Source organism: Saccharothrix sp. CCNWYY140, assembly GCF_037401995.1.
GTDB lineage: Bacteria > Actinomycetota > Actinomycetes > Mycobacteriales > Pseudonocardiaceae > Actinosynnema.
In genome coordinates this window covers 1-18,028 of sequence record NZ_JBBEGC010000139.1, presented here as the reverse complement: position 1 = coordinate 18,028, position 18,028 = coordinate 1, and the positions used below count along the sequence as shown (strand labels likewise).

At 71.5% G+C, this 18,028-nt stretch carries 20 protein-coding genes; 8 read left to right on the top strand and 12 right to left on the bottom strand.

Annotated elements, in window-relative coordinates:
• Positions 1 to 183: 183 nt before the first annotated feature.
• Genes purL through purS form a run of 3 tightly spaced genes read right to left on the bottom strand, consistent with a single transcriptional unit; the run spans position 184 to position 3,349 of the window.
• Positions 184 to 2,445 carry a phosphoribosylformylglycinamidine synthase subunit PurL gene (gene purL / locus WBN91_RS34245; RefSeq protein WP_337728446.1) on the bottom strand — a complete coding sequence of 754 codons (2,262 nt, stop codon included), beginning with the start codon at positions 2,443 to 2,445 and terminating at the stop codon, positions 184 to 186.
• Complete coding sequence (purQ, locus tag WBN91_RS34240) at positions 2,442 to 3,113, bottom strand: phosphoribosylformylglycinamidine synthase subunit PurQ (RefSeq protein WP_337728447.1); 672 nt, start codon at positions 3,111 to 3,113, stop codon at positions 2,442 to 2,444. Before purQ ends, purL begins: the two co-directional genes overlap by 4 nt.
• Complete coding sequence (gene purS, locus WBN91_RS34235) at positions 3,110 to 3,349, bottom strand: phosphoribosylformylglycinamidine synthase subunit PurS (protein WP_121224334.1); 240 nt, start codon at positions 3,347 to 3,349, stop codon at positions 3,110 to 3,112. The genes purQ and purS overlap by 4 nt, the downstream gene beginning before the upstream one ends.
• 316 nt (positions 3,350 to 3,665) lie before the next feature.
• Here purS and WBN91_RS34230 point away from each other — a divergent pair, with 316 nt between their 5' ends.
• Positions 3,666 to 4,907, top strand: a complete 1,242-nt coding sequence (locus WBN91_RS34230; RefSeq protein ID WP_337729430.1) for an NAD-dependent epimerase/dehydratase family protein — start codon at positions 3,666 to 3,668, stop codon at positions 4,905 to 4,907.
• Positions 4,908 to 4,944: 37 nt separating this feature from the next.
• Here WBN91_RS34230 and WBN91_RS34225 read toward each other — a convergent pair whose 3' ends face one another.
• Positions 4,945 to 6,087: a trypsin-like serine peptidase gene (locus tag WBN91_RS34225; RefSeq protein ID WP_337728449.1), complete on the bottom strand. Its 1,143-nt coding sequence runs from the start codon at positions 6,085 to 6,087 to the stop codon at positions 4,945 to 4,947.
• Between the two features lie 112 nt (positions 6,088 to 6,199).
• Between WBN91_RS34225 and WBN91_RS34220 the strand changes: the two genes are divergently transcribed.
• A complete protein-coding gene (locus WBN91_RS34220) occupies positions 6,200 to 6,811 on the top strand; it encodes an MBL fold metallo-hydrolase (protein ID WP_337728450.1) in 612 nt (203 codons plus the stop codon).
• Here the strand turns inward: WBN91_RS34220 and WBN91_RS34215 are convergent.
• Positions 6,733 to 7,446, bottom strand: coding sequence for a DUF2334 domain-containing protein (locus tag WBN91_RS34215; protein ID WP_337728451.1), 714 nt, complete (start codon positions 7,444 to 7,446; stop codon positions 6,733 to 6,735). The two genes, WBN91_RS34220 and WBN91_RS34215, sit on opposite strands and share 79 nt — an antisense overlap.
• Positions 7,447 to 7,578: 132 nt before the next feature.
• Entirely contained in the window at positions 7,579 to 8,463 is an 885-nt protein-coding gene (locus tag WBN91_RS34210) for a phosphoribosylaminoimidazolesuccinocarboxamide synthase (protein WP_337728452.1), read from the bottom strand.
• A 64-nt stretch (positions 8,464 to 8,527) separates the two neighbouring features.
• Between WBN91_RS34210 and WBN91_RS34205 the strand changes: the two genes are divergently transcribed.
• The 4 genes from WBN91_RS34205 (at position 8,528) to WBN91_RS34190 (ending at position 11,450) form a co-directional block, all read left to right on the top strand.
• Positions 8,528 to 9,379, top strand: coding sequence for an ABC transporter substrate-binding protein (locus tag WBN91_RS34205; protein ID WP_337728453.1), 852 nt, complete (start codon positions 8,528 to 8,530; stop codon positions 9,377 to 9,379).
• Positions 9,376 to 10,209 (top strand): amino acid ABC transporter permease, encoded by an 834-nt coding sequence (locus WBN91_RS34200; RefSeq protein ID WP_337728454.1) that lies wholly within the window; start codon positions 9,376 to 9,378, stop codon positions 10,207 to 10,209. The genes WBN91_RS34205 and WBN91_RS34200 overlap by 4 nt, the downstream gene beginning before the upstream one ends.
• Complete coding sequence (locus tag WBN91_RS34195) at positions 10,206 to 10,955, top strand: amino acid ABC transporter ATP-binding protein (RefSeq protein ID WP_337728455.1); 750 nt, start codon at positions 10,206 to 10,208, stop codon at positions 10,953 to 10,955. Before WBN91_RS34200 ends, WBN91_RS34195 begins: the two co-directional genes overlap by 4 nt.
• 78 nt (positions 10,956 to 11,033) lie before the next feature.
• Positions 11,034 to 11,450: a hypothetical protein gene (locus WBN91_RS34190; protein ID WP_337728456.1), complete on the top strand. Its 417-nt coding sequence runs from the start codon at positions 11,034 to 11,036 to the stop codon at positions 11,448 to 11,450.
• Here WBN91_RS34190 and purB read toward each other — a convergent pair.
• The 6 genes from purB to WBN91_RS34160 all read right to left on the bottom strand — a co-directional run bounded on the left by purB (position 11,447) and on the right by WBN91_RS34160 (position 16,174).
• The gene (gene purB / locus WBN91_RS34185) at positions 11,447 to 12,877 is read right to left on the bottom strand and encodes an adenylosuccinate lyase (RefSeq protein ID WP_337728457.1); all 1,431 of its coding nucleotides are present in this window, start codon (positions 12,875 to 12,877) and stop codon (positions 11,447 to 11,449) included. The genes WBN91_RS34190 and purB overlap by 4 nt on opposite strands.
• 43 nt (positions 12,878 to 12,920) lie before the next feature.
• Positions 12,921 to 13,685, bottom strand: coding sequence for a hypothetical protein (locus WBN91_RS34180; RefSeq protein ID WP_337728458.1), 765 nt, complete (start codon positions 13,683 to 13,685; stop codon positions 12,921 to 12,923).
• Positions 13,682 to 14,212 (bottom strand): RNA polymerase sigma factor, encoded by a 531-nt coding sequence (locus WBN91_RS34175; RefSeq protein WP_337728459.1) that lies wholly within the window; start codon positions 14,210 to 14,212, stop codon positions 13,682 to 13,684. The genes WBN91_RS34180 and WBN91_RS34175 overlap by 4 nt, the downstream gene beginning before the upstream one ends.
• A gap of 64 nt (positions 14,213 to 14,276) precedes the next feature.
• Positions 14,277 to 14,864, bottom strand: a complete 588-nt coding sequence (locus tag WBN91_RS34170; protein WP_337728460.1) for a TetR/AcrR family transcriptional regulator — start codon at positions 14,862 to 14,864, stop codon at positions 14,277 to 14,279.
• A 32-nt stretch (positions 14,865 to 14,896) separates the two neighbouring features.
• Positions 14,897 to 15,640, bottom strand: coding sequence for a hypothetical protein (locus WBN91_RS34165; RefSeq protein WP_337728461.1), 744 nt, complete (start codon positions 15,638 to 15,640; stop codon positions 14,897 to 14,899).
• Positions 15,641 to 15,655: 15 nt separating this feature from the next.
• Complete coding sequence (locus tag WBN91_RS34160; RefSeq protein WP_337728462.1) at positions 15,656 to 16,174, bottom strand: SigE family RNA polymerase sigma factor; 519 nt, start codon at positions 16,172 to 16,174, stop codon at positions 15,656 to 15,658.
• A 153-nt stretch (positions 16,175 to 16,327) separates the two neighbouring features.
• Here WBN91_RS34160 and WBN91_RS34155 point away from each other — a divergent pair, with 153 nt between their 5' ends.
• Entirely contained in the window at positions 16,328 to 17,347 is a 1,020-nt protein-coding gene (locus tag WBN91_RS34155) for a threonine aldolase family protein (RefSeq protein ID WP_337728463.1), read from the top strand.
• On the top strand, positions 17,344 to 17,934 hold the full coding sequence (locus tag WBN91_RS34150; protein ID WP_337728464.1) for an HAD family hydrolase: 591 nt from the start codon (positions 17,344 to 17,346) through the stop codon (positions 17,932 to 17,934). Before WBN91_RS34155 ends, WBN91_RS34150 begins: the two co-directional genes overlap by 4 nt.
• Positions 17,935 to 18,028: the final 94 nt, after the last annotated feature.

Sequence of the window (18,028 nt, the reverse complement as noted above, 5' to 3'; positions counted from 1 at the left end):
TCGGGCAGGCCATACGGTGGGGGAACCGAGGCCCTCCACTTGTAGGTAACACCTACCGCGCGCTCCGCGCGCGAAGGCCGCGCTTCGCGCGCAAAAGCCGTGCTGGCCGTGCGTGTATGTGCGAGAACGCGGAAGGCGCGCGGGGCCGGAGCCACCGCGCGCCTTCCGCTACCTACATCCCGCTCAGTCGAACAGAGCCGGGAGGGTGCCTTCCCAAGCCGTGCGCAGCTCGTCCAGACCCAGCTCACCCAGCCCCTGGATCTCCAGCGCCCGCGACTCCGGGTCCACCACGCCGACCTTGCGCCACGGCAGCCCGCGAGCCGTGCACATGTCGGTGAACCGCAGCTCCTCCGTCCGAGGAACCGCGACCAGCACCCGCCCCGCCGACTCGCTGAACAGCTCGGTGAACAGGTCCCCTTCCAGGAACACCCGAACACCGGTCTCGCCGATCAGGCACGTCTCCACCAGAGCCTGTGCCAGGCCACCCTCAGCCAGGTCATGGGCCGCCGACAGCATCCCGTCGCGCGAGCCCGCCACCAGGACCTCAGCCAGGAGCTTCTCCCGCGCCAGGTCCACACGCGGCGGGAGGCCGCCCAAGTGGCCGTGGATGACGTGGGCCCATTCCGAGCCGCCGAATTCCTCGTGCGTCTCGCCCAGGAGGAGCAGGGTTTCGCCGGCCTCCGCGCCGATGCCGGTCGGGGTGCGGCGGCGGACGTCGTCGATGACGCCGAGTACGCCCACGACCGGGGTGGGGAGGATGGCTGTTGCGCCGGTTTGGTTGTAGAAGCTGACGTTGCCGCCGGTGACCGGGATGCCCAGCTCCACGCAGCCGTCCGCGAGGCCCTTCACGGCCTGTTCGAACTGCCACATCACGGCCGGGTCCTCGGGGGAGCCGAAGTTGAGGCAGTTGGTGACGGCTACCGGGGTTGCGCCGGTTGTCGCCACGTTGCGGTACGCCTCGGCCAAGGCCAGTTTCGCGCCCGTGTACGGGTCGAGCTTGGTGTAGCGGCCGTTGCAGTCCGTGGAGAGGGCGACGCCTCGGTGGGTGTCCTCGTCGATCCGGATCATGCCGGAGTCGGCGGGCTGGGCCAGCACCGTGCCGCCGCGCACGTAGCGGTCGTACTGCTGGGTGACCCACTGCCGGGACGCCAGGTTCGGCGACGCGGCCATCGTCTTGATCAAGGCCAGCAGCTCGTCGTTCGCGGGCTTCGCCAAGCGGTCCGGGGTGTCCGCCTGCAACGCGTCCTGGTCGGCGGGGCGCTGCACCGGGCGGTTGTAGACGGGACCCTCGTGGGCGACCGTGCGCGGCGGGACGTCGACCACGACCTCGTCGTGCCAGGTGATGACCAGGCGGTCGCCTTCGGTCACCTCGCCGATCTCGGTGGCGATCACGTCCCACTTGGCGCACACGGCCATGAACGCGTCCACGTCCTCCGGCCGCACGACCGCGCACATGCGCTCCTGCGACTCGCTGGACAGCACCTCGGCGGGCGTCATGCCGGAGGCGCGCAGCGGCACCCGGTCCAGCTGGACGCGCATGCCGCCGTCACCGGCGCTGGCCAGCTCCGAGGTCGCGCACGACAGGCCCGCGCCGCCGAGGTCCTGGATGCCGACGACGAGCTTCTGCCGGAACAGCTCCAGCGAGCACTCGATCAGCACCTTCTCGGTGAACGGGTCGCCCACCTGGACGCTGGGCAGCTTCTTGCGCTTGCCGGCGGTGTCGTCGAAGGTCTCCGACGCCAGCACCGACACGCCGCCGATGCCGTCGAGGCCGGTCCGAGCGCCGTACAGGATGATCTTGTTGCCCGCGCCGGAGGCGTGCGCCAGGTGCAGGTCCTCGACCCGCATCGAGCCCACGCACAGGGCGTTGACCAGCGGGTTCCCCGAGTACGACTCGTCGAAGACGACCTCGCCGCCGATGTTGGGCAGGCCCAGGCAGTTGCCGTAGCCGCCGACGCCGGCGACGATCCCGGGCAGCACCCGGCGGGTGTCGGGGGCGTCGGCGGGACCGAACCGCAGCGGGTCCATCACGGCCAGCGGCCGGGCGCCCATCGCGAGGATGTCGCGCACGATGCCGCCGACGCCGGTCGCCGCGCCCTGGTAGGGCTCGACGTACGACGGGTGGTTGTGGCTCTCGACCTTGAAGGTGATCGCCCAGCCGTCGCCGATGTCGACCACGCCCGCGTTCTCGCCGATGCCCGCGAGCATCTTGGCGCGCATCTCGTCGGTGGTGGTCTCGCTGAAGTACTTCAGGTGCACCTTGGACGACTTGTAGGAGCAGTGCTCGCTCCACATGACCGAGTACATCGCCAGCTCGGCGTCCGTGGGGCGGCGGCCGAGGATCTCGCGGATGCGGGCGTACTCGTCGTCCTTCAGGCCCAGCTCCTTGTAGGGCTGCTCCTGGTCGGGCGTGGACTCCGCGTTCTTGACCGTGTCGAGGCTCATGCGCTCACCACCGCGTCGAGCAGGGACAGGAACATGCCCAGGCCGTCGTCGGTCGGGCCGGTGAGGGCGTCGATCGCGTGCTCCGGGTGCGGCATGAGGCCGACCACGCGGCCGTTGGCGCTGGTGATGCCGGCGATGCCGTTGCGCGAGCCGTTCGGGTTGTCGCCGACGTAGCGGAACACCACGCGCCCTTCGCCCTCCAGCTCGTCCAGGGTGTGCTGGTCGGCCTGGTAGCCGCCCTCACCGGACTTGAGCGGGACGAGGATCTCGGCGCCCTGGTCGTAGCGGGTGGTCCAGGCGGTCTGGTTGTTCTCGACCTTCAGCCACTGGTCGCGGCACACGAAGTGCAGCTTGTGGTTGCGGATCAGCGCGCCGGGCAGCAGGTGCGCCTCGCACAGGATCTGGAAGCCGTTGCAGATGCCCAGCACGGGCATCCCCTTGTTCGCGGCCTCGACCACTTCCTGCATCACCGGGGCGAACCGGGCGATGGCGCCGCAGCGCAGGTAGTCGCCGTAGGAAAACCCCCCGGGCACGATGACCGCGTCCACGCCCTTCAGGTCGTGGTCGGCGTGCCACAGGCTGACCGCCTCGCCACCCGCGTACTTGACGGCACGGGCCGCGTCGACGTCGTCCAACGTGCCGGGAAAGGTGATGACCCCGACCTTCATGCGTCGACCCGCCGGACGACCCAGTCCTCGATCACGGGGTTGGCGAGGAACGTCTCGGCGATCTTGGCGAGCGTGGCGTCGTCGACGTCGTCGGCGACCTCCAGCTCGAAGTGCTTGCCCTGACGGACAGTGGTGACTCCGTCGAACCCGAGACGGGGCAGCGCATTGGCCACCGCCTGTCCTTGCGGGTCGAGGATCTCGGGCTTCGGCATGACGTCGACGACGACTCGGGCCACGACAGGCTGCTCCCTGGTAGGAGGGCTGGCGGTACTGCCGAAGCCTACCTGACCTGGGTGTTCATCAACTTCACAGGTGTCGGGGGGCACACGTTCACCTGGGTTCACCCGATCGAGAGCGCGGGTTCCGGGCCAGTCCAGCGCTAGCCTGGGGGCAGCTTCGGCCCGTAAGCCGGAGAAGTGAGCGTGGTCCCCGTCCGGACGGTCGGCGGCCACGCTTCGCGCTTTGTCGGGCTGGTCGAGGCGGATGACGGAGCCGATCACGGGGGCGATCCGCCGAGCCCAATCGCCGCCCGCGCCGTGACACCAGGCCGCGATGTCCGAAGGCCGCCACCTCCGACAGGATCGCCCGCCTCCGCTGCGGCTTCTCCTTCTTCAAGTGCAACTCCCACCGGCCCGGCAGAAGCAACCCACGCGCCTGCGACCGCAGCAGGCGCCGGTGGCGGGCTCAACGAGCTGCCAGGTAGTACGTGTCCTGGCGGCGGGATTCGTCGACGAAGGGGTGCACGGTCACGACCTCCTACCGGCCGCCCCTTGCGTTCGCCGTGGGCTGATCGGCTGGCGATGGGGGCGTGGGGGTCGCAGGGTGGGGATCATGCGGATCCTGGTGCTGGGTGGGACGGTCTTCCTCGGGCGGGCTGTGGCTGTTGAGGGGGTTCGGCGGGGGCATGACGTTGTTTGTGCGGCTCGTGGGGAGTCCGGGGTGGTGCCGGAGGGGGCCGTTCATGTTCCGGTGGATCGGAATCTTGGGCTTGGGGCGTTGGATGGCGAGGTGTTCGACGGGGTTGTGGATGTGGCGCGGAGTGTGACCTGGGTTCGGGATGCCGTTCGATCCATTCGGGCGCGGCATTGGGCGTTTGTGTCGACCTGTTCCGTGTACGCCGATCACGCGACGCCGGGCAGCATGGAAACCCTTCCGCCGTTGGAGGACGATCCCGACGCCCCGATGTCGCCTGAGCGCTACGGCAGTGTGAAGGTCGCCAGTGAGAACGCGATCAAAGAGGTGCGGGACGCATTTATCGTGCGTGCGGGGTTGATCACTGGGCCTGGAGACACCAGCGACCGGTTCGGGTACTGGCCTGCCCGGCTCTCCCGGGGTGGCCGGGTCGTGGTGCCGGACGTGCCCGATCAGCCTGCCCAGCACGTCGACGTCCGGGACCTGGCCGCCTGGATCGTCGACTCTGCCGAGAACGGCACCACTGGCACCTTCGACGCCATCGGGCCCTCGAACCCGCTCAGCCTCCTGCTCGGCGAGATCGCCGGGGCCACCGCACCGCCCGGCACGGAACTGGTGCGCGTCCCCGAGAAGGTCCTCGAAGAGCACAGCATCGCGCCCTGGGCCGGGCCGCGGAGCTTGCCGTTGTGGCTGCCGGCCTCGCACCGCGCACTGATGTTCCGGGACGCCGGTCCGGCGTTGGCTGCTGGGCTCAAGCCGCGGCCCACGGCCGAGACCGCGCTCGACTCGCTGGGGTACGAGCGCGGCCTCGGGCTGGACCGTCAGCGCCGCGCGGGGCTGCCCGCGGACGTCGAGGCCGAGCTGCTCACCGCGGTGGGCTGACCGAAGCTGCTCACCGCGGTGGGGTGACCGGAGCGGCTCACAGCAGGGGGTTGACCTGGGCTGCGATCAGGTCGATCCGCACGCCCTGGTTCGGGCACCCGCCCCAGTGGTGCAGGCCGATGACCTTGTGCGTCCGCCGGGACAGCACCGGCGAGCCGGACGAGCCGCCCTCGGTGTCGCACTTGTAGGCGATGTCGGACTGCGACGAGTCGCCGTTGACCCGCACCGCGGTCACCTTGCAGTACCCGCCGCCGTTCTGGTCGTCGCGCAGGGACAGCTTCTTCAGCTTGCCCGCCGGGTGGCCGACGACGTACATCTCCTCGCCCACGGCCGGCACGCGCGCGTCCAGCTCCAGGTAGCCGAACGAGCTGATGGTGGTGAAGTTGGTGACGCTGAACAGCGTGTAGTCCAACGCGGCGCTGGTCTTCAGCACCGACGACACCAGCACCTTGGTGACGGTCGCGGAGGTCGTCCCGCCGCACGTCGGGCACTGGTAGTTGAACCACACCTCGATGCCGGTGCCGCTGGTGAAGCAGTGGTTGTTGGTCAGCATCCGGTTGTTGGGGCCGACCCGCCACGCCGTGCACAGCGACCCGCCGTTGCGCAGCAGCTTGGCGACCGACTTGGTCCGGCCGAACTCGGTCGGGTTCGACGTCTGGTAGCAGGCGACGTCGCGGTAGTCGTTGGTGCCGCAGATGCTCTTCGGCGCGATCTCCGCTTCCCGGGCCAGTTCGGCGTCGGTGAAGCCGCGGGTGATCTTGTCGAGCTTGACGCGGGACGCCGGGTGGGGCGCGCCGCCGTCCCGGCCCTTGATCGCGACGACCGCGCGGTCACCGGTGATCGACATGGCCCAGAACCCGGTGGCGTCCGCCGACGCGGTGCCGGACGCGAGCGGGTCGGCGGTGTACCGGTAGGACTCGGTGCCGGCGGGGTTGGCGACGGTCAGGACGTCGCCTCCCACCAGCCGCAGGGCGCTGAAGTGGGCCTTGAGGTACCACGACCCGGGACGGGAGATCGTGGTCTCGGAGGACCGGCCGCCGACGACGGTCGAGACGACCTCGTCCTGGCCGACCTTCTGGGTCTGCTCGAAGTGCTGTTCCGCGGTGGCGGCGGTTGCGGTTCCCGCCAGCACGGGTACAACGAGCAGGGCGGCAGCGAGGAGGCGCAGGGTGCTCCGCACTGTGTTCACCTCACGTTGTGTCGCAGGGACAACTACACGAGGTGATGTTCCTCACGTCACCCGTACGTGTCTCCCCGCCGAACGTCGGTACTCCACGCGAAAGGCTGCCAGGATGCGAATCGTCCACTTCGGACACTCGTGCGTGCTCGTCGACACCGGCTCCGCCCGCCTGCTGTTCGACCCCGGCGCCTGGTCGACCGGGTTCGAGGAGGTCAGGGACCTGGACGCGGTGCTGGTGACCCACCGCCACCCCGATCACCTGGACCCCGCACGGCTGCCCGACCTGCTGGCGAACAACCCGCGGGCGGCCCTTTACGCGGCCGACGAGCTGGACGGCGCCACCCCCGCCCGACCGGGTGACGTGCTGGACATCGCCGGGGCGTACGTCCACGTCCTCGACGCGCCGCACGCGGAGATCCACCCGTCCGTGGAGGTGCCGACCAACGTGGGCTACCTGGTCGACCACGGCGCCTTCTACCACCCGGGCGACTCGCTGACCGTGCCCGAGCAGAAGGTGGACATACTGGCCGTGCCGACCGCCGCGCCGTGGCTGAAGGTCTCCGAGGCCGCCGACTTCATCGCGGAGGTCCGCCCGCGGATCGCCGTGCCGATCCACGAGGCGATCGTGTCCCGGACCGAGATCTACTACCGGGTCCTGTCGACCACCGCGCCCGAGGGCACCGAGTTCAGGGTGCTGCCCAGGGGCGAGTCCGCGGAGCTGTAGACCCCAGGCAGGGCACCGTGGTGCAGGGCGATGTCCACGGCCTCCAGCAACGGGTCGCGCAGGCGGTCCAGGTCGGCGGCGTCCACGCCCACCCGCACGAACCCGCCGCGCCGAGCCGCCCGGCCCACGCCCGCCAGGTAGCTCCAGTGCTCGGTCACCATCCGCACCCGGCCCGCCCGCACGTCACCGGTGCGCAGGTCGCGCACGCCCGCCATGTCCGCGCACACCGCGAACCGGTGCCGGCGCAGCGCGACCAGCGTGCCCGGTGACGCGAGCCAGCTCGGCGGGGCGAAGGCGTCGGTGGCCAGTCCCAGGCGGTGCAGCGCGGACCGGGCCGCGACCAGCCGCAGCCCCGCCTCGTGCGCGGGCAGCGCCGAGAACTCGGCGCGCTTGCGCAGCGACACCGGGCGCCGGCACGGGTCGGTGTCGTGGTCGAAACCGTGCAGGACCAGGGCGTCCGCCCCGCGCACCCGCGCCCGCACCCAGTCCAGCGCCTCGCCGGGCACGGCCTTGCGCGGCGCGAGCAGCAGCGACAGCGGCACGCGCCGCCGGTCCAGCTCGTCGGCCAGGTCGGCGCACCGGGCGAACGTGCTCGGCCCGATGCCGGACAGCGAAACCACGAGGGTGGCGACCATGCCCACCAGTGCGCCGCACCGGCGTGTCGGCCGCCTGACCACCAGGTGACGTGCCGTGGCCGATCGCGCGAAACTCCGGCGTCCGCGCACCGACGGCGGGACGCGCACCGCCGCGGGACGGCCGCCGACCGGCTACGAGATCCAGTCGGCGAACGACAGCCCGGTGATCCGCTCGTACGCCTCGACGTACCGGGCGCGGGTCGCGGCCACCACGTCGTCGGGCAGCGGCGGGGGCGGCGTGTCCGACGCCCGGTCCCAGCCGGACTCCGCCGAGGTCAGCCAGTCCCGCACGTACTGCTTGTCGAACGACGGCTGCACGCGGCCGGGCGCGTACCCCTCGGCCGGCCAGTAGCGGGACGAGTCCGGCGTCAGCACCTCGTCGCCCAGCACCAGCGTGCCGTCCGCGTCCAGGCCGAACTCGAACTTGGTGTCCGCCAGGATCACCCCGCGCGACCGGGCGAACTCCCGGGCCGCCGCGTAGATGTCCAGCGTCGCGGACCGCAGCCGCGAGGCCAGGTCCAGGCCCACCGACTCCACCACGACCTCGAAGGACACGTTCTCGTCGTGCGACCCGATCTCCGCCTTCGTCGCCGGCGTGAAGATCGGCGATGCCAGCTCGGACGCCTCGACCAGCCCCTCCGGCAGCGGCACCCCGCACACCGAGCCGCCCCGCTGGTACTCGACCATGCCCGACCCGGTCAGGTAGCCGCGCGCCACGCACTCGACCTGCACCATGTCCAGCCGCTTGACCAGCAGCGCCCGGCCCCGGACCTCCGCCGGGATGCGCGGGTCGTCCCACGCCACCAGGTGGTGGGGCACCAGGTCCGCGAACTTCTCGAACCAGAACACGCTCATCGCGGTGAGCACGCGGCCCTTGTCCGGGATGGGCGTGGTCAGGACGTGGTCGTAGGCCGAGATCCGGTCCGAGGCGACGAGCAGCAGCAGCTTGTCGTCCACCTCGTGGATGCTGCGGACCTTGCCGGCCGCGATCTGGCGGTAGTCAGCGAGCTTGGGCACGGCCCGAAGCCTACTTCGTCCCAGGTCATGGGCGGCCCTTCCCACCTGCGGCAAGATTCCTGCCATGCGTGCACCCGCACTGATACTCGCCGTGACCGCCCTGCTCGCGGCAGCCTGCGCCCCCGCGGACCAGGCCGCGCCCACCCCGACCCAGGTCGACGGGGTCGCCTGCACCAAGGACAAGCTGGCGACCCTGACGCCGGGCAAGATCACCTTCGGCACCGACCAGCCCGTCTACCAGCCGTGGTTCGTCGACGACGACCCCACCAACGGCAAGGGCTTCGAGTCGGCCGTCGCCTACGCCGTCGCCGAGGAGCTCGGCTACGCCAAGACCGACGTCGTGTGGACGCGGGTGCCGTTCAACGCGGCCATCCAGCCCGGCAAGAAGTCCTACGACGCCGACATCAACGAGTTCTCCATCACCGAGGAGCGCAAGCAGGCGGTCGACTTCTCCGCGCCGTACTACGACGTGGACCAGGTGCTGATCACCCTGAAGTCGTCCAAGGCCGCCTCGGTGAAGACGCTGGCCGAGGTGAAGAAGGTCAAGATCGGCGCCCAGGTCGGCACCACGTCGTTCGAGGCGGCCAAGCGCCTGTCGCCCGAGCAGGACGTGGCGGTCTACAACACCAACGACGACGCCAAGGCCGCCCTGCGGGCCGGGCAGATCGACGCGCTGGTGGTGGACCTGCCGACCGCCTTCTACATCACCTCCGCCGAGCTGGAGGACGGCCAGATCGTCGGCCAGGTCCCCGGCGGCGACGGGCGGCCCGAGCAGTTCGGCATCGTGCTGGACAAGGGCAGCCCGCTCACCGGCTGCGTCTCCAACGCCGTCGAGTCGCTGCGCTCGAAGGGCACGCTCGCGAAGCTGGAGCAGGAGTGGCTGTCGTCGGCGGGCAACGCACCCGAGCTGAAGTGACCGTCTCCGACTTGCAGCGGGAGCGCTTGGCGTACAAGCGCTTCCGCTCGCGGCGGTCCACGGTGGTCGCCCTGCTGTCCACCCTGGTGTTCGCGGCGGTCGGGTACGCCACGGTCACCGGCGCGCCGGGGTGGCCGCGGGTGCGGGAGTCGTTCTTCAACGTCGACGTGGCGTGGCGCGCGCTGCCCGCGGTGCTGGAAGGCCTGTGGCTGAACCTGCGCGTGCTGCTGGTGTGCGGTGTGCTGATCCTGGTGCTCGCGCTGGGCGTGGCGGCGCTGCGCACGCTGCGGGGTCCGGTGTGGTTCCCGGTGCGGGCGCTGGCCACGGCGTACGTGGACCTGTTCCGCGGCATGCCGCTGATCATCACCCTGTACCTGGTGGGGTTCGGGCTGCCCTCGCTGCGGCTGACCGGCGTGCCCAACGACTACGTGGTGCTGGGCGGCGCGGCGCTGGTGCTGACCTACACCGCGTATGTGGCGGAGGTGTTCCGCGCCGGGATTGAATCGGTCCATCCGTCGCAGGTCGCGGCGGCGCGGTCGCTCGGGCTGGGTCCGCGGCGGACGTTGCGGCTGGTGGTGCTGCCGCAGGCGGTGCGGCGGGTGCTGCCGGCGCTGCTGAACGACTTCGTGGCGTTGCAGAAGGACTGCGGGTTGATCTCGGTGCTGGGTGCGGTGGACGCGGTGCGGGCGGCGCAGATCGAGCAGGCGCGGTCGTTCAACTTCACCCCGTACGTGCTGGCCGGCCTGCTGTTCGTGCTGCTCGCGGTGCCGTCCGCGCGGTTCGCCGACGCGATGGCGCGGCGCGCGGAACGCCGGGAGGGTCGCCGATGACCGCCCCGGTGCTCAGCGTGCGGAACCTGGTCAAGCGGTACGGCACGAACACCGTGCTCGACGGCGTCGACCTCGACGTGCGGGAGCACGAGGTGGTGGCGCTGATCGGGTCGTCCGGGTCGGGCAAGTCCACGCTGCTGCGGTGCGTGAACCTGCTGGAGGAGCTCGACGACGGGCAGGTGCTGCTCGACGGCGTGGACGTCTCGGACCCGCGGGTGGACGCCGACGTGGCCCGGCGGGGCATGGGCATCGTCTTCCAGGCGTTCAACCTGTTCCCGCACATGACCGTGCTGGACAACATCACCCTGGCGCCGCGCGTGGTGCACGGCGTGGCCCGGGGTGACGCGGAGCGGACGGCGCTGGAGCTGCTGGACCGGGTGGGCCTGGCCGACCGGGCCGGCAGCTACCCGGACCGGCTGTCCGGCGGCCAGCAGCAGCGGGTGGCCATCGCGCGGGCGCTGGCCTACTCGCCCCGGCTGCTGCTGCTCGACGAGATCACCAGCGCGCTGGACCCCGAACTGGTCGGCGAGGTGTTGGCGCTGGTCAGGGAGCTGGCCGCGCAGGGCCGGACGATCCTGATGGCCACCCACGAGATGGGCTTCGCGCGTCAGGTCGCCGACCGGGTGTGCTTCCTGGACGGGGGTCGCCTGGTCGAGTCCGGACCACCCGGGCAGGTGCTGGGCGAGCCGGTGCACGAGCGGACCCGGCAGTTCCTGCGGCGGATCATCGAGGCGGGCCGGTTGTGAGCGGGCGAACGCCGGGTGAAGTGCGGGTGGGGTGAGGGGCGCTTGGGTATCGGACGGGTGCCCCCTACCCTGCTACCCGTGACGGCACGGACAGCGGTCTGGACACCGGTGGCAGTGGGCGTGGGCCTGCTGCTCCTGGGCGCGTGCGGCAAACCCCACGCCTCACCCACTCCGGTACCGGTGCCGAGCATCACCGCGTCCCCGACCTCGGTCCCGGTCCCGGCGAACGCCTCCATCTCGGTCCGCCCGGCTCCCACGACCGCGACCACGACGGTGGCCGGCACCACCGAACCGCCCCCGCCGCCGGTCACCCAGCCCCCGGCGCAGGTCCAGCCGGAGCCGACCCAGGTCCAGCCCACCCAGCAGCCGTGGAAGGACGTGGCGCTGCTGGGCCTCCCGTGCGAGACGGAGGGCGCGACGGCGAACGACCCCGCCGGGCGTCCGCTGGTGTGCGAGAAGTCCCGGCGGGGCAAGCTCTACTGGACCCGGCCTTAGAGGATCGGTTCCGGGGCATAACCGGCCGCAGCCGGGAACTTGGCCAGCACGTCCTCCACCTGCGCCACGACGGCGGCGACCTGCTGCCCCGCCACCCCGGTGAACGACAGCCGGTCGTCCAGCAGGGCTTGGAGCTCGTCCCGGTCCAGCGGCAGGCGCGAGTCGGCCGCCAGCCGGTCCAGCAGGTCGTTGCCCGCGCCCTGCTCGCGCATGGCCAGCGCCACCGCCACCGCGTTCTCCTTGATGGCCTCGTGGGCGGTCTCGCGGCCCACGCCCTTGCGGACGGCGGCCATCAGGACCTTGGTCGTGGCCAGGAACGGCAGGTAGCGGTCCAGCTCGTTGGCGACCACCGCCGGGTACGCGCCGAACTCGTCCAGCACCGTCAGGAACGTCTCCAGCAGCCCGTCGAAGGCGAAGAACGCGTCCGGCAGCGCCACCCGGCGGACCACCGAGCACGACACGTCGCCCTCGTTCCACTGGTCGCCGGACAGCTCGCCGACCATCGACAGGTAGCCGCGCAGGATGACCGCGAAGCCGTTCACCCGCTCGCACGACCTGGTGTTCATCTTGTGCGGCATCGCGCTGGAGCCGACCTGGCCGGGCTTGAAGCCCTCGGTCACCAGTTCGTGGCCCGCCATCAGGCGGATGGTCTTGGCCAGGCTCGACGGCCCGGCGGCCAGCTGCACCAGGCACGACACGACGTCGAAGTCCAGCGACCTCGGGTACACCTGGCCGACGCTGGTCAGCACGCGTTCGAAGCCCAGGTGGCCGGCCACCGCCTGCTCCAGCTCGGCGAGCTTGTCGTGGTCGCCGTCGAGCAGGTCGAGCATGTCCTGGGCCGTGCCGACCGGCCCCTTCACTCCGCGCAGCGGGTAGCGGGCGACCAGCTCGTCCAGCCGCCGGAACGCCACCAGCAGCTCGTCGGCGGTCGTGGCGAAGCGCTTGCCGAGGGTGGTGGCCTGGGCGGCCACGTTGTGCGAGCGGCCCGCCATCACCAGGTCCGCGTGCTCGGCCGCGAGGCGGGCCAGGCGGGCCAGGACGGCGGCGGTCTTGCCGCGGACGTGCTCCAGCGACCGGAGCACCTGGAGCTGCTCGACGTTCTCGGTCAGGTCGCGGGAGGTCATGCCCTTGTGGACGTGCTCGTGGCCGGCGAGGGCGTTGAACTCCTCGATGCGGGCCTTCACGTCGTGCCGGGTCACCCGCTCGCGGTCGGCGATCGACTTCAGGTCGACCTGGTCGACGACCCGCTCGTAGTCGGCCACCGCCTCGGCCGGCACGGCGACGCCGAGCTCGGCCTGGGCCTTGAGCACCGCCAGCCACAGCTGCCGTTCCAGCACGATCTTGTGCTCGGCGGACCACAGCGTGGCCAGCTCGGTGGAGGCGTAGCGACCTGCGAGGACATTGGCGATCCTGGGCTTGCTCGTCACCGCCACAGGATAGTTGCCGCGCCCCACCCCGCCGGTCAGCCGGTCAGCCGGTCAGGCTGAGCAGCGGGTCGGTGGCCAGGGTGATCAGCTGGTCGGGCGACAGCGGCGGCGCGGGGGTGTCGCCGGTCCGGCCGGCGTCGTAGGGGTGGCCGGTGATCATGACCACCGTGCCGTCGGTGCGGAAGTGGGCGACGACGGTGCTCGCCGGCTCGCCGTCCGCGCTGCCGGCGGTCGCCACCTCCACGCGGCTGCCGTCCGGCTGGATCCGCGACGGGTCGCACCGCGCCGGCGCGCAGAACGCGGCACGGGTCACGGCACCCGGCGGGACGATCAGCTCGACGGTGAGGCTCGTCATGCCCACCTTGTCGAAGACGTACACGTACCCGGTGACGTAGCCGGCCGAGAGCTTCCGGGTGTCGCTGAAGTCGGCCTTGGCGTCGATCGCGCCCGGCACGACCTGGAGGACCTGCTTGGTCAGGTAGCCGGACAGGTACTTCACGCCCTCGCCGGGCTGCACCGCCGGCGAGGTCATCGGCAGGCTCTCCACCGAAGCCGGCGCCGGAGCCGACGTCGGCGCCGTCGTGGTCAGCACGCGGGCCGCGTCGACGGTCTCGCGCGGCGTCAGCACGCCGGGCAGCGCGAGCACGGTCCCGATCAGCGCAAAAGTCGCCACACCCACCGCCACCAGCGCCCGGCGGCGCCGGCGAAAGGTCTCCGCGCGGGCGATCAGGACGTCGGGGTCGAAGTTCAGCGGCGGCTCGTCCGCGACCGCCGCGCGCAGGCTCTCCCTCAGCTCCGCTTCGCTCATGACGCCACCACCGCCCCCGCCTCCAGTTGCTCCACGGCCGCGCGCAGCGCGACCAGTCCCCGTGCCGTCTGGCTCTTGACCGTCCCCTCGGTGCACCCCATCGCCACCGCGACGTCGCTGACCGACAGGTCCTCGAAGTACCGCAGCACGAGCACCGCCCGCTGGCGGGGCGGCACGTGCAGCAGGGCCGCGTGCACCAGGTCCCGCGCCCACAGCTTCTCCTCGGCCAGGTCGGGGTCCGCGGACAGGTCGGCCCGGTCGGGGACCTCGCCGTCGCGCTGCTCGGCGCGCCGCCACGGTCTGCGCTTCTCGTCCAGCCACGTGCGCAGGAGGATCTTGCGCGCGTACGCCGAGGGGTTGTCGCGCCACTCGACGCGGTGCCACGCCTGGTACAGCTTGAGGAGGCTGGCCTGCATCAGGTCCTCCGCGGTGTGCCAGTCGCCGCAGAACAGGTAGGCGGTCCGCCGCAGCGCGGCGGCGTGGCCCACCGCGAACTCGCGGAAGCCCTGCTCATCGGCCTTGCCCATCCGTACCCCTTCCGGACCCTCCCACCACTAACACGGCCGGGGGACCGACGGGGTTGCACGGGTTTCAGCGCGAGTGCATGGCCTTGGCGAGCATCCGGCGGGCGGCGGAGCGCGGGTCGGGGCTGATCTCGATCAGGGCGTTCACCACCGCGCCGTCGACCAGGGCGATCAGCTCCTCCACGCGTTCCTGCCCGACGGGCTGGCCGGCACGGGTGAAGATGTCCAGCAGGAGCCCGTGCAGCTCGCCGCTGAGCTTGCGCATCAACGGCCGCAGGTAGGGGCGGCGGCCGGTGGCCACGAGCCGTTCGTAGCGCAGCAGGACGGCTTCGGCGTCCCGGTCGCCCGCGGGCGGGCCGAGCAGCAGGTCCAGGACGAGGTCGATGAACGCCTCGCCGCCGCACTCCTCGGGGTCCAGCTCGTCCAGCCGGGCCTTGCCGTAGGCCAGCTCGGCGTGGCCGTGGAACTCCAGGGCGGCCGTGACCAGCTCGTCCAGCGAGTCGAAGTAGTACGTGGTGGACGCGAGCGGCAGGCCGGCGCGTTCGGCGACGGCGCGGTGCCGGACCGCGTCGAAGCCGCCGTCGACCAGGAGGCCGGCGGCGGCTTCGACCAGCGCCTGGCGACGGCGCTCGCCCTTGGGCGTTGCGGCAGTCATCGTCTGAGAAAGGTACTAGTGAACCCGGTCGCTCAGAACTCCGCCGCGATCTCCCGCGCCAGGCTCGCCAGCTCGGCCGCGAACGGCGCCACCGACGACCCGGCTTCAGGTTCGCTCAGCACGTGCACCACACCCGTCTTCGCCGGGCTCGACGCCTCGGCGGTCGCACCGGAGGACACGGTCAACGTCCCCTTCGGCACCAGCACCACCGACACCACGCCCGGGATCGACCCGTCGCGGACCAGGAAGGACGCGCCCCGCGACCCCGGCGGGCACTGGGCGGCGGCCGGCGCGGGCTGGAGGCCTTCGGCGGCCGGGAGCTTGTCGGCGAGGGCGACGGCAAGCTCCCGGTCCACCTCCTGGCACCCGGAGGTGCCACCGGTCGCGTCGCGACCGGTCGTCCCCGACGTGCCGTCCCCCTGCGTAGACGGGTCGTCGGGGATGCTCTTGGGCGGCAGTCCGCCGCTCTGGTCGGTTTCGGCCCGCGGTTCACCCTCCTGCGCGGCGAACGGACTGGCGGTGAGGTTAGGGGACGGGGCGTCCTGAGCGGAACCCGCGGACGTCGCCAGCTCGTTCGACTGCCTGGTCAGGTTCGTGCCCACCAAGACGCCGCCGACCAGCAGCACGACGGCCAGGGTGGAGCCCAGCGCGACCCGGGTCCGACGCCGGGCCGTGACCCGCGCCGACTCGGCCCGCACGCTGCCCACGTCGAACGACGGCGGCGGCGCACCACCCGACGCGTCGCGGAACAGCTCCGCGAGCTTGCGCTCGTCCACCTCAGCACCTCCCCTTCACGACGCGGGCCTCAGGTCGTCGATCGCGTCACCCAGCGCCTCCCGCAGGGCTTCCAGCCCGCGCGAGGTCTGGCTCTTCACGGTCCCCTCGGAGCACCCGAGCACCTCGGCCGCGGCCGACACGTCCAGGCCCTCCAGGAACCGCAGCACGAGCACCGCCCGCTGCCTCGGCGGCACCCGCTTCAAGCCCGCGACCAGGGTCTCGCGCGTCGCCACCGCGTCACCGACCTCCCCGTCCCGCACGGGCGAGTCCGGGACCGTGTCCACGAACCGCTCGCGCCGCCAGGGCCGCCGAGACTCGTCGATCACCGCGCGCACCAGCGTGCGGCGGACGTAGGCGTCCAGGGCCTGCTTGTCCCGGACCTTCCGCCACCTCCGGTGCAACGCGACGAACGCGGTCTGCGCGAGGTCGTCCGCCCGGTGCCAGTCACCACAGAGCAGGAACGCCGTTCGGCGCACGGCCTCCCGGCGAGCTGCGAAGTACTCCGCGAACTCCTGCTCGTCGCGCTGATCCACGCGGACTCTCTCCGCTCGTCGTGCTTGCACCTACCGGACGGAACAGGGGCCGCCCACGGTTGCACGCCACCTCGTCGAGACGTGCGTCACCCCCCATCGTGGTACCGACGACCGCACGCGGTAAGGCCTTGCCGCGTGTGATGTGATCCATTCGTGACCCAGCTCGCACCCCTGGACTTCAGGTCCGACACCGTCACCCGCCCCGACGAGGCCATGCGCTTGGCGATGTCCGCCGCCGAAGTGGCCGACGACGTGCTAGAACACGACCCGACCATGCTCGCCCTGGAAGAGCGGGTCGCCGGCCTGTTGGGCGTGGAGGCGGCCCTGTGGGTGCCGTCCGGTTCGATGGGCAACCTCATCGCCCTCACCATCCACCTACGCCCCGGCGACCGCTTCCTGGCCGCACGCGGCGCCCACGTGCTGGACAACGAACTGGGCACCGCAGCCTGGATCGCCGGCGGCATGCCCCACCCCCTGGAGTGGGACGCTCCAGGCCGCTTCAGCCCGGAGGCCGTGCGCGCGGCTGCGGGCGCAGACGGCCCGTACTACTCCCTGCGCACCACCCTGCTGTGCCTGGAGAACACCCACAACGCCGCCGGCGGCACCGTCACCCCGCCAGACGAGCACGCCCTCCTGGTGTCAACGGCCCGCGACACCGGCCTGAAGGTGCACCTCGACGGGGCACGGCTGTGGAACGCCTCAGTGGCCTTGGGCGTACCCCCGGCCGCACTGACCGTCGGCGTGGACACCGTGCAGGTGTGCCTGAGCAAGGGCCTAGGCGCACCCGTGGGTTCCGTCGTGGCCGGCACAGCGGCGTTCGTCGCCGAGGCCCGGCGGGTCCGCAAGATGCTGGGCGGCGGCGTGCGCCAGGGCGGCGTCCTGGCAGCCGCCGGCCTGGTAGGCCTCGACCGTATCGACGACCTGGCCGCAGACCACGAGAACGCCCGGGTACTCGCACGCGGCCTCACCGACCTGGGCTGGGACGTGGTGGAACCGCAGACCAACATCGTCCTGGCCGGCGTCCCAGACCTGGAAGTCACCCTGACCGGCCTGCGCCACCTGGGCGTGTTCGCCGGCCCGATGTCCGGCAAGGTCCGGTTCGTGCTGCACCGCGACGTGGCAGCGGAGGACGTGGCGGAGGCACTGCGCCGCATCCGATCGGTCAGCTCGTGACCCGCTGGGTGGTGTTCGACTACGGCAACGTGCTCAGCGAGCCACACACCGGCCTGACCGACCTGGCAGGCTTGCTCAACGCGCCGGCCACCCGCTTCGAAGAGGTCTACTGGAGCTTCCGCCTCGCCTACGACCACGGGATGTCCGACCTGGAGTACTGGCAGTCGGTCGGAAAGGCCCTGGACGTCGAGGTGACCGAGGATTTGGCGGCGGAACTGAAGCAAGCGGACTTCGAGGTGTGGCTACGCGCCTCCCCGTCCGCCGTGTCCCTGGTCGAGGACTTGTCGACGGCCGGCGTACCGCTAGCACTGCTGTCGAACGCACCCTCCTCGTTCGGCCAGGCCTTGGCCGACAAGCCCTGGACCAGACACTTCAAGCACCTGGTGTTCTCCGGCGACCTGGGCGTGGCCAAGCCGTCCCCGGAGATCTGGACGTCGACGACGAACCTGCTCGGCTCATCGAACTGCATCTTCTTCGACGACCGACCGGAAAACGTGGCAGGCGCCGTCGAAGCAGGATGGACCGGCATCGAATGGCACGGCCCCACCCACGCCCGAACAGAACTAACCCACCTCGGCCTCCTCTAACTAAACCCTCCCGCGCACAGCGCGTGCTCTTCGGCGAAGCCGGCAAGCGGCAGTCCACCGAGGAGGACACAGCGCAACTTGGGCTTCTTGCTTG

Excerpts from the sequence above, each read along its gene's own strand:
- purL (WP_337728446.1), bottom strand. The coding sequence starts at position 2,445 with ATGAGCCTCGACACGGTCAAGAACGCGGAGTCCACGCCCGACCAGGAG.
- purQ (WP_337728447.1), bottom strand. The coding sequence starts at position 3,113 with ATGAAGGTCGGGGTCATCACCTTTCCCGGCACGTTGGACGACGTCGAC.
- WBN91_RS34230 (WP_337729430.1), top strand. The coding sequence starts at position 3,666 with ATGTCCGAAGGCCGCCACCTCCGACAGGATCGCCCGCCTCCGCTGCGG.
- WBN91_RS34220 (WP_337728450.1), top strand. The coding sequence starts at position 6,200 with ATGCGAATCGTCCACTTCGGACACTCGTGCGTGCTCGTCGACACCGGC.
- WBN91_RS34215 (WP_337728451.1), bottom strand. The coding sequence starts at position 7,446 with ATGGTCGCCACCCTCGTGGTTTCGCTGTCCGGCATCGGGCCGAGCACG.
- WBN91_RS34205 (WP_337728453.1), top strand. The coding sequence starts at position 8,528 with ATGCGTGCACCCGCACTGATACTCGCCGTGACCGCCCTGCTCGCGGCA.
- WBN91_RS34195 (WP_337728455.1), top strand. The coding sequence starts at position 10,206 with ATGACCGCCCCGGTGCTCAGCGTGCGGAACCTGGTCAAGCGGTACGGC.
- WBN91_RS34180 (WP_337728458.1), bottom strand. The coding sequence starts at position 13,685 with ATGAGCGAAGCGGAGCTGAGGGAGAGCCTGCGCGCGGCGGTCGCGGAC.
- WBN91_RS34175 (WP_337728459.1), bottom strand. The coding sequence starts at position 14,212 with ATGGGCAAGGCCGATGAGCAGGGCTTCCGCGAGTTCGCGGTGGGCCAC.
- WBN91_RS34170 (WP_337728460.1), bottom strand. The coding sequence starts at position 14,864 with ATGACTGCCGCAACGCCCAAGGGCGAGCGCCGTCGCCAGGCGCTGGTC.